Below are 9,322 nucleotides of genomic sequence, written 5' to 3' on the forward strand. Positions count from 1 at the left end.
GCTCTGGCGCCAACACCCCCCGACATTCCGCGCCTTGTCGCGGCGAACGACGCACCGCGCACCGCGCACGGTGCGGATCCCGAAGGCCCCATGACGCACGGCGGCCCCCGGGGAGGTCTCCCCGGGGGCCGCCCGCCGCGTCGTCCGTTCAGCCGCGGCCGGGCGCCAGGTCCTTCAGCGCGATGTTCAACTCAAGGACGTTCACCCGCGACTCCCCCAGGAAACCCAGGGTGCGCCCGTCGGTGTGGTCCTTGACCAGCTGCGCCACCCTGCCGGCGGGAAGGTGGTTCTCCCTGGCCACCCGGGCGGTCTGGAGCCGGGCGTACTCCGGGGAGATGTCCGGGTCGAGACCGGAACCGGACGACGTGACGGCATCCGCCGGAACCTTCGACTCCGGGACCCCGTACGTCGTGGCGACCCACTTCTTCCGTTCCTTCACCGCCTTGATCAGGTCGGTGTTGGTGGCGCCCAGGTTGGAGGCGCCGGAGACCTGGAGGTCGTACTGCGTGTTGACCCCGTTGGTCTTGTTGCTGCCCAGCCCCGCCGACGGACGCGGCTGGAAGAACCTCAGGTCCGGGACCGGGTTTCCGGCCTTGTCCTGGCCCTTGTCGTAGCGCTGCCCGAGCAGCGAGGAGCCGACGACCTTGCCGTGGGAGCCGACCTCGGAGCCGTTGGCCTTGCCCGGGAAGGCCGCCTGCGCCACCCCGGTGACCACCAGCGGGTAGACGACCCCGCAGACCACGGTCAGGACGAGCAGGGCGCGCAGCCCCGCCCCGATCAACCGGGCGGTGTTGCTTACGGAGTTGTTCACGGCGGTCACCCGATTCCGGGGATGAGAGAGATGAGCAGGTCGATGATCTTGATGCCGATGAACGGCGCGATCAGGCCGCCGAGTCCGTAGACGGCGAGGTTGCGACGCAGCATCCTGTCGGCGCTGACCGGGCGGTACTGCACCCCCTTGAGGGCGAGCGGCACCAGGGCGACGATGATCAGCGCGTTGAAGATGATCGCCGAGAGGATCGCCGAGTTGGGGCTGGAGAGCCGCATGATGTTGAGGGTGTCCAGGCCCGGGTAGGCCACCGCGAACATCGCCGGGATGATCGCGAAGTACTTCGCGACGTCGTTGGCGATCGAGAAGGTGGTCAGCGCGCCACGGGTGATCAGCAACTGCTTGCCGATCTCGACGATCTCGATGAGCTTGGTCGGGTTGGAGTCCAGGTCCACCATGTTCCCGGCCTCCTTGGCGGCCGAGGTGCCGGTGTTCATCGCCACGCCCACGTCCGCCTGAGCCAGCGCGGGCGCGTCGTTCGTACCGTCACCGGTCATCGCGACCAGCTTGCCGCCGGCCTGCTCACGCTTGATCAGCGCCATCTTGTCCTCGGGCGTGGCCTCCGCCAGAAAGTCGTCCACCCCCGCCTCCTCGGCGATGGCCTTGGCCGTCAGGGGGTTGTCACCCGTGATCATGACGGTCTTGATGCCCATCTTGCGCAGCTCGACGAAGCGTTCGCGCATGCCGTCCTTGACGACGTCCTTGAGGTGGATGACGCCCAGCACACGCGGGCCGCCCTCGTCCTCCAGCGCGACCAGCAGCGGCGTGCCGCCGGCCTGCGAGATGGTGTCGGTGAGCTGCTGGGCGTCGTCGGCGACGGTGCCACCGCGCTCCTCGACCCAGGCGATGACCGAACCCGCCGCACCCTTGCGGACCTTGCGGCCGTCGACGTCCACACCGGACATCCGGGTCTGGGCGGTGAACGGCACCCACTCGGCGTCCGCCAGCTCGCCCTGATGGCGCTCGCGCAGCCCGTACTTCTCCTTCGCCAGGACGACGATGGAGCGGCCCTCGGGCGTCTCGTCGGCGAGCGAGGACAGCTGAGCGGCGTCCGCCACCTCCGCCTCGGTCGTGCCCCGTACCGGCACGAACTCGGCGGCCTGGCGGTTGCCCAGGGTGATGGTGCCGGTCTTGTCGAGCAGCAATGTCGATACATCGCCCGCGGCCTCGACGGCGCGTCCGGACATCGCCAGGACGTTGCGCTGGACCAGCCGGTCCATGCCCGCGATGCCGATGGCCGACAGCAGCGCACCGATCGTCGTCGGAATCAGGCAGACCAGCAGTGCGAGCAGCACGATCATCGGCTGCTCGGCGCCCGCGTAGATCGCGAACGGCTGGAGCGTGACGACCGCCAGCAGGAAGACGATGGTCAGCGAGGCGAGCAGGATGTTCAGCGCGATCTCGTTGGGTGTCTTCTGCCGGGCGGCGCCCTCGACGAGGTTGATCATCCGGTCGATGAAGGTCTCACCGGGCTTCGTCGTGATCTTGATGACGATGCGGTCGGAGAGGACCTTCGTTCCGCCGGTCACCGCGGAGCGGTCACCGCCGGACTCGCGGATGACGGGAGCGGATTCGCCCGTGATCGCGGACTCGTCGACGGAGGCGACACCTTCGACGACGTCGCCGTCACCGGGGATGATGTCGCCGGCCTCGCAGACCACCAGGTCGCCGATGCGCAGTTCGGTGCCGGGGACCTGCTCCTCCGCCTCGCCGTTGAGCCGGCGCGCCACGGTATCGGTCTTGGCCTTGCGCAAGGTGTCGGCCTGCGCCTTGCCGCGGCCTTCGGCGACGGCTTCGGCGAGGTTGGCGAAGATGACGGTCAGCCACAGCCAGGCCGCGATCGCCCAGCCGAACCAGTCCGACGGGGACGTGACGGCGAAGATCGTGGTCAGCACCGAGCCGACCTCGACCACGAACATCACCGGGGACTTGACCATCACCCGCGGGTCGAGCTTGCGTATCGCGTCCGGGAAGGACTTGACCAGCTGCTTGGGGTCGAAGAGACCGCCGCCCACACGGCCGTCGCCGGGCTTGTGCCCGCTGGGGACGTCCTGGTGCGGAGCGCGAGTCTCGGTGGCGGTGGCGGTGGGCATGGAGCCGGGCTCCTCTGGTTTCACGGGGGCGGTCATGACAGTCCCTCCGCCAGCGGCCCGAGGGCCAGCGCCGGGAAGTAGGTCAGACCGGTGATGATCAGGAGCGTGCCGACGAGCAGCCCGGCGAAGAGCGGCTTTTCGGTACGGAGGGTGCCCGCGGTCTCCGGGATCGGCTTCTGCTCGGCGAGCGAGCCGGCCAGGGCGAGCACGAACACCATCGGCAGGAAGCGGCCGAGCAGCATCGCCAGACCGATCGTGGTGTTGTACCAGGGGGTGTTGGCGTTCAGGCCGCCGAACGCGGAGCCGTTGTTGTTGGCGCCGGAGGTGAAGGCGTACAGCACCTCGGAGAAGCCGTGCGAACCGGCACCCGTCGCCTTGGTGTTGAGCATCGAGCCCAGGGCGTCCGGCAGCACCATCGAGGCGGCGGTGAAGCCGAGCACCAGGGTCGGGGTGATGAGGATGTAGCAGGCGGCGAGCTTGATCTCGCGGGTGCCGATCTTCTTGCCCAGGTATTCGGGCGTACGGCCCACCATCAGGCCGGCGATGAACACCGCGATGATCGCCATGACGAGCATGCCGTAGAGGCCGGATCCGGTGCCACCGGGCGCGATCTCACCGAGCATCATGCCGAGCAGCTGGATGCCGCCGCCGAATGCGGTGAAGGAGGAGTGGAAGGAGTCCACCGCGCCGGTCGAAGTGAGGGTGGTGGCCACCGAGAAGATCGCCGAGGATCCGACGCCGAAGCGGGTCTCCTTCCCCTCCATGGCGGCGCCCGCGGCCTGCAGGGCCGGGCCGCCGTGGGCGAACTCGCTCCACATCATCAGGGCGGTGAAGCCGAGCCAGATGATGCCCATCGTGGCGAGGATCGCGTAGCCCTGCTTCACGTTCCCGACGAGCCTGCCGAAGGTGCGGGTCAGCGCGAACGGGATGACGAGGATCAGGAAGATCTCGAAGAGGTTGGTGAAGGCGTCGGGGTTCTCGAAGGGGTGGGCGGAGTTGCCGTTGAAGTAGCCGCCGCCGTTGGTGCCCAGCTCCTTGATGACCTCCTGGGAGGCCACCGCCCCGCCGTTGGTCTGCTGGGAGCCGCCCATGAACTGGCCGACCGCGTGGATGCCGGAGAAGTTCTGGATGACACCGCAGGCGACCAGGACGACGGCGCCGATGACGGCGATCGGGACGAGCACCCGCACGGTGCCGCGCACCAGGTCGGCCCAGAAGTTGCCGAGGTCGCCCGTACGGGAGCGGGCGAAGCCGCGCACCAGGGCGATGGCGACGGCCATGCCGGTGGCGGCCGAGACGAAGTTCTGCACCGCGAGACCGGCGGTCTGCACGACGTGGCCCATGGCCTGCTCGCCGCTGTAGGACTGCCAGTTGGTGTTCGAGACGAAGGACGCGGCGGTGTTGAACGCCTGGTCCGGACTGATCGACGCGAAGCCGAGCGACAGCGGCATGCCGCCCTGGATCCGCTGCAGCACGTACAGGAAGAGCACGCCGGCCGCGGAGAAGGCCAGGACGCCGCGCAGATAGGCGGGCCAGCGCATCTGCGCGTCAGCATTGGCGCCGATGCAGCGGTAGATGACCTTCTCGGCACGGAGGTGCCGGGGGGAACTGTAGACGGCGGCCATGTAGTCGCCGAGGGGACGGTACGCCAGGGCCAGCGCTGCGACGAGCGCCATCAGCTGGAGCACACCTGCGAGAACGGGGCTCATGGCGGCGCTCAGAACCTCTCCGGGAAGACGAGGGCGAGGACCAGATAGCCGAGGAGGGCGACGGCCACGACCAGGCCGACGATGTTTTCGACGGTCACAGCTTTGTCACCCCCTTGGCGACGAGAGCCACCAGCGCGAAGACCGCGATCGTGACGGCGACGAAGGCCACGTCGGCCATCGTGTGCTCCTAGAGGGGAGGGGAGTTCGGACTCCTAGAGCAAAGCTCCCCACGGCCCCGGTCCGACCGCCGTTGACGCCTCCCTTACGGCCATTAGCGCTCCGTTGACGGATTTCTTACGCCTTCGGACCTGACCTGCACAAACGACGAGGGGCCGGACACCCCTGAGGGGTGTCCGGCCCATCGTCACCGTCACTATTGAGCCGCACCCGGCGCGATCATGCACCGGCGCGGCCGCGGTATGGCTAGCGGATCTCGGTGATCTCCGGTCCGCGCTCCAGACGCTCCACGCCACCGCCGAAGCGCGACCCCTCGGCCGGCTCCTGCTGCACACCGTCCGGCACCATCTGGGCGTCGTCCGGCAGCTTCAGGACGATCGGGTCGCGCGGCGCCATCGGGGCGTCGCCACGGATGATCACGGTGTCCCGGAAGATGTGCTCCAGCACCCCGGCGGCCTGCGGCTGCACCGCGCCCTGACCGGAGATCACACCGCGCAGGAACCATCGCGGGCCGTCGATGCCGATGAAGCGCACGACCTGCACGCCGTTGGTCCCGTCCGGGAGCTGCACCGGCACCTGGGCCCGCAGCTCCCACCCCAGCGGACCCTCGACCTCGTCGATGACACCGCCCTGCTGGGTGATGCCCGAGGCGATCTCCTCGCGGACCTCGCCCCAGATGCCTTCGTTCCTGGGAGCGGCGAAAGCCTGCAGCTGTACGGCACTGTCCTGCAGCACCACCGTCGCGGCGACGATCGCGTCCCCGGCGACCTCCACCCGCAGCTCCATGCCCTCGACACCGGGCACGAACAGCCCGCCGAGGTCCACCCGGCCCTCGCCGGGGTCCTTGACCTCCGACGAGTCCCAGGGACCGTCGGGGCGGGGCGCGGGCGGGAGACTGAGTCGCTGCTCGCTCGCCTCGTCCTCGTCGGCGTCGCTCAGCGCCGCCTCTTCGGCGAGCCCTGTGTCCTGCCCCGACTCGTCAGGAGCCTCGTTCTTCTTGCGACGTCCGAACACGTCACTGTCCTTCCCGGTCGGCACCGACCGATGCGTATCCATTCCCGCCCGTGGAGCCACCCACCGCCGCGTGACCGCCGGTGGAACCGAATCCCCCCTCGGCCCGCGCCGAGCCGGGAAGTTCCGCCACCTCGTGGAAGCGCACCTTCTCGACCTGCTGGACGACCAGTTGGGCGATCCGGTCGAACCTCTCGAACCGCACGCTCTCGCGCGGATCCAGATTGACCACGATCACCTTGATCTCCCCACGGTACCCGGCATCCACCGTCCCGGGGGCATTCACCAGGGCCAGTCCGCACCGGGCGGCGAGCCCCGAGCGGGGGTGCACAAAGGCCGCGTACCCGTCGGGCAGAGCGATCGACACCCCGGTGGGGAGCACCGTGCGCTCCCCCGGGGCCAACTCGGCGGCCTCGCAGGTCACCAGGTCCACGCCCGCGTCGCCGGGATGTCCGTACGCCGGGACGGGCACCTCCGGGTCCAGTCGGCGCAGCAGCACATCCACGGGATTCGACACCTGGCTCACGGGTTCACCTCGAAGGCACGCGCTCGTTTGACCTGGTCCGGGTCGGCCATCGCCGCCTGGATCTCCTCGGTCCGTCCGTTGTCGATGAAGTGGTCGACCTTCACCTCGATGAAGACGGCCTCCGCGCGCACCGCGACCGGGCCGTCGGGGCCGCCTATCCGGCCCTCGGCCGTCGAGTAGATCTTCCGCCCGGCCACCGCGGTGACGTGCGCGTCCAGGTGCAGCACCGTGCCCAGCGGCACCGGCCGCAGGAAGTCGGTCTCCAGCCGGCCGGTCACCGCGATCACCCGCAGCAGCCAGTTCAGCGAGCCGAGCGTCTCGTCCAGCGCGGTGGCCAGCACCCCGCCGTGCGCCAGGCCGGGCGCGCCCTGGTGGGCCTCCTTGACGGTGAACTCGGCGGACACGCTCACGCCGTCGCCGGCCCGCGCCTCCAGGTGCAGACCGTGCTGCTGGCCCGTGCCGCAGCCGAAGCACCGGTCGTAGTGCGCGCCGAGGAGCTCTCCCGGCGCCGGCGCCTCCGGGTGCCGCACCGGGGCGACGGCCTCCTTCGGTGGCGTCAGCCGCGTCCTGGGTTCGTCAGTTCCACTCACGAGTGCAGACCATACCCGCGCACGTAACGGGCCCGCGCCGCCGTGCCAAGCTGGAGCCATGCAGTCGTACGAAGAACGTCTCACCGCGCCCCGGTCCTGGTGGGTGATCGCCGCACTGGTCGGCGTCGCCTGTGCCCTGATGCTGCTCCCGGTGGGGACACTGCCGATGCTCGGCGGGCTGATCGGCGGCGCCGCGCTGTCGGCGGTGGCGGTGAGCTCGTACGGCTCGGCGCGGATCCGGGTGGTGGGGGACGCTCTGATCGCCGGCGACGCGAAGATCCCGGTGGCGGCGCTGGGCGAGGCCCGGCCCCTGGACGCCGACGAGGCGATGGCCTGGCGCACGCACAAGGCCGATGCGCGGGCCTTCATGCTGCTGCGCGGCTATATCCGCACCGCGGTGCGGGTGGAGATCACCGACCCCGACGACCCGACGCCGTACGCCTATCTCTCGACGCGGGAGCCGGAGCGCCTGGTGGCGGCGCTGGCGGCCGTACGGGCCTGACGGCGGTGCGGGTCAGCCCCTCGGGGGCGGCCCACTCCGTCCGGTGTCCGGGAGGGCGTCCCAGGGGACCTGCCGGGTGCGCAGGTCCTCGCGGATCTTGTCCGCGAGCCGTCTGGTGTCCCGCCGGTTCATGAACGCGCCCACCGCGGCGCCCACCAGGAACGGTGTGAGGTTGGGAAGGTTGCGCAGCGTGCGCTTCATGACCTGCTGACGCAGTTCCCGGCGCATCTGTGCGCCGAGCGCCAGGTCCAGCGTGGCGGGGTGGGTGATCTCGATGCCCCGCTCCTCGGTCCAGGAGGTCAGCGTGGCGATCGCGCGGCGCCTGAGGTCCCCCGGAGGCCGCAGGCCGTAGACCTCGTGCAGCTCGGCGATCAGCTTGAGCTCGACGGAGGCGACGCCGACGATCTCGGCGGCCAGCTCGTACGGCATGGCGGGCGGTACGGGCAGCATGGCCGCCGCGCCCACGCCCGCACCGACGGTGGCGGTGCCCTTGCAGGCACCCGCGACCAGCCGGTCGGCCAGTTCCTCGGGGGTCAGTCCGGGGAACTGCGCACGCAGGACGGCGAGGTCGCGGACCGGGATCCGCGGCGCGGTGTCGATGATCCGGTCGGCGATCGCGGCGAGCCTTGCCCGCACGCCGGCGCTCCGGGCGGCCGTGGCCGCGAGCGAGGCCATGCGGCCTCTCCCCCGCTCTCGGCTCCGCTCGAGCGGGAGGTGCCCCCACTGCTGTGCATCGGTCGTCCGCTCCGCGGGAAGGGCGGTCGGATCGGCGGGCACGGGCGCGGTTTCCTTGCGTGATCGTGCGCCTGCCGCCGGTCCTCTCTCGCCCCTGGGTCCCTTACGGAACGGGTTCACGCCTGGCACGGCGTCGACCGTTCTCAGGCCGCGCAGTCGCGGCAGATCGGGTTGCCGTTCTTGTCCTCCGCGGCCAGCTGGCTGCGGTGGTGGACCAGGAAGCAGCTCATGCAGGTGAACTCGTCCTGCTGCTTGGGCAGCACGCGCACCGCGAGCTCTTCGTTGGACAGGTCGGCGCCGGGCAGCTCCAGGCCTTCGGCCTGCTCGAACTCGTCGACGTCGACGGCTGAGGCGGACTTGTCGTTCCGCCTCGACTTCAGCTCCTCGATGCTGTCCTCGTTGAGGTCGTCATCGGTCTTGCGTGGGGTGTCGTAATCCGTAGCCATTTTCGCTCTCCCCCTCTGGGTGTCTGCGGTGTCTCAGCGCTCGTAACGCGTGAGAGGCCGGACTTGTGCCCGACCTGAGGCGGAGATTTTGCCTCACATCAAGGTCTGTTACTCAATCGACACCCAACCGCACCCCTGAAGAGGTGATCGGTTTGGATGGCGATCAGGACCGTACACGGTCCGAAAGTCGCACCTCGCGCAGCCCATCACGTGTACTTCCCGTGATCAGGCCCCCGGGAAACCCGGATTTTCCCGGCTTTCCACCAGGCATTTTGATCACACAGCGTTGATGGCCGGAAATTCGCGCCTGTGAGGGATCACACACGTCGAAAGCGGCGGGAGGACCGGATGAATTCCGCGCAAAGCGAACTCGGGCGAAGGATCGTTGGTCACGGCCCTTCCCGTCAAACCGGAGGCGAGGCGATGTGCGGCCACCCGAGGGGCGACCTGACGCAAGCATGTCCGAATCCACCCGTCGGGCCTCGCGCCGCCTCCAGCGGCCGCACAGCCCCCGTCGCGGCCCTTGTGGGCGCCACGCGTCGCCCGCGCCGCGCCCCACAGGCGCCGCGGCCGTCTCACAAGGGCAGCACGACCCGCATCACCAGCCCACCGCCTTCGCGCGGCTCGGCCGTGATGGTCCCGTCGTGGGCGCGCACCACCGAGCGCACGATGGACAGCCCCAGTCCCACGCCCTTGTCGCTGCC

11 protein-coding genes are annotated in these 9,322 nt (G+C 69.8%); 1 reads left to right on the forward strand and 10 read right to left on the reverse strand.

Translation table 11 applies throughout. The annotated features are described in order from the left end of the window. Positions 1-148 precede the first annotated feature (148 nt). From kdpC to ACGFML_RS37865, 7 genes are all read right to left on the reverse strand, one after another. Positions 149-820, reverse strand: coding sequence for a potassium-transporting ATPase subunit KdpC (kdpC, locus tag ACGFML_RS37835; protein ID WP_393550453.1), 672 nt, complete (start codon positions 818-820; stop codon positions 149-151). Then, positions 817-2,958, reverse strand: a complete 2,142-nt coding sequence (gene kdpB, locus ACGFML_RS37840; RefSeq protein WP_393550455.1) for a potassium-transporting ATPase subunit KdpB — start codon at positions 2,956-2,958, stop codon at positions 817-819. Before kdpB ends, kdpC begins: the two co-directional genes overlap by 4 nt. Beyond that, on the reverse strand, positions 2,955-4,631 hold the full coding sequence (kdpA, locus tag ACGFML_RS37845) for a potassium-transporting ATPase subunit KdpA (protein WP_393550456.1): 1,677 nt from the start codon (positions 4,629-4,631) through the stop codon (positions 2,955-2,957). The genes kdpB and kdpA overlap by 4 nt, the downstream gene beginning before the upstream one ends. Positions 4,632-4,639: 8 nt before the next feature. Then, a complete protein-coding gene (gene kdpF / locus ACGFML_RS37850; protein WP_018543380.1) occupies positions 4,640-4,729 on the reverse strand; it encodes a K(+)-transporting ATPase subunit F in 90 nt (29 codons plus the stop codon). 325 nt (positions 4,730-5,054) lie between these two features. Beyond that, on the reverse strand, positions 5,055-5,822 hold the full coding sequence (locus ACGFML_RS37855; protein ID WP_393550458.1) for a DUF3710 domain-containing protein: 768 nt from the start codon (positions 5,820-5,822) through the stop codon (positions 5,055-5,057). 1 nt (position 5,823) lies between these two features. Next, on the reverse strand, positions 5,824-6,336 hold the full coding sequence (dut, locus tag ACGFML_RS37860) for a dUTP diphosphatase (protein WP_393550470.1): 513 nt from the start codon (positions 6,334-6,336) through the stop codon (positions 5,824-5,826). Positions 6,337-6,341: 5 nt separating this feature from the next. Beyond that, complete coding sequence (locus ACGFML_RS37865) at positions 6,342-6,935, reverse strand: PaaI family thioesterase (RefSeq protein ID WP_393550460.1); 594 nt, start codon at positions 6,933-6,935, stop codon at positions 6,342-6,344. Between the two features lie 58 nt (positions 6,936-6,993). On the opposite strand from ACGFML_RS37865, the gene ACGFML_RS37870 reads away from it, so the two are divergent. After that, positions 6,994-7,437 carry a DUF3093 domain-containing protein gene (locus ACGFML_RS37870; protein WP_393550462.1) on the forward strand — a complete coding sequence of 148 codons (444 nt, stop codon included), beginning with the start codon at positions 6,994-6,996 and terminating at the stop codon, positions 7,435-7,437. A gap of 12 nt (positions 7,438-7,449) precedes the next feature. On the opposite strand, the gene ACGFML_RS37875 is transcribed toward ACGFML_RS37870, so the two are convergent. From ACGFML_RS37875 to ACGFML_RS37885, 3 genes are all read right to left on the reverse strand, one after another. After that, positions 7,450-8,301: a hypothetical protein gene (locus tag ACGFML_RS37875; RefSeq protein ID WP_393550464.1), complete on the reverse strand. Its 852-nt coding sequence runs from the start codon at positions 8,299-8,301 to the stop codon at positions 7,450-7,452. A gap of 14 nt (positions 8,302-8,315) precedes the next feature. Beyond that, positions 8,316-8,618 (reverse strand): DUF4193 domain-containing protein, encoded by a 303-nt coding sequence (locus ACGFML_RS37880; RefSeq protein WP_016575747.1) that lies wholly within the window; start codon positions 8,616-8,618, stop codon positions 8,316-8,318. 575 nt (positions 8,619-9,193) lie between these two features. Next, positions 9,194-9,322: ATP-binding protein (locus ACGFML_RS37885; protein WP_393550471.1), on the reverse strand; the 129-nt coding region annotated here is incomplete at its 5' end.

It is taken from the genome of Streptomyces sp. NPDC048650, assembly GCF_043199095.1.
Taxonomy (GTDB): domain Bacteria; phylum Actinomycetota; class Actinomycetes; order Streptomycetales; family Streptomycetaceae; genus Streptomyces.

Bases quoted from the DNA above. Each gene is read 5' to 3' on its own strand.
- kdpB (WP_393550455.1), bottom strand. From the start codon at position 2,958: ATGACCGCCCCCGTGAAACCAGAGGAGCCCGGCTCCATGCCCACCGCC.
- kdpA (WP_393550456.1), bottom strand. From the start codon at position 4,631: ATGAGCCCCGTTCTCGCAGGTGTGCTCCAGCTGATGGCGCTCGTCGCA.
- ACGFML_RS37870 (WP_393550462.1), top strand. From the start codon at position 6,994: ATGCAGTCGTACGAAGAACGTCTCACCGCGCCCCGGTCCTGGTGGGTG.
- ACGFML_RS37880 (WP_016575747.1), bottom strand. From the start codon at position 8,618: ATGGCTACGGATTACGACACCCCACGCAAGACCGATGACGACCTCAAC.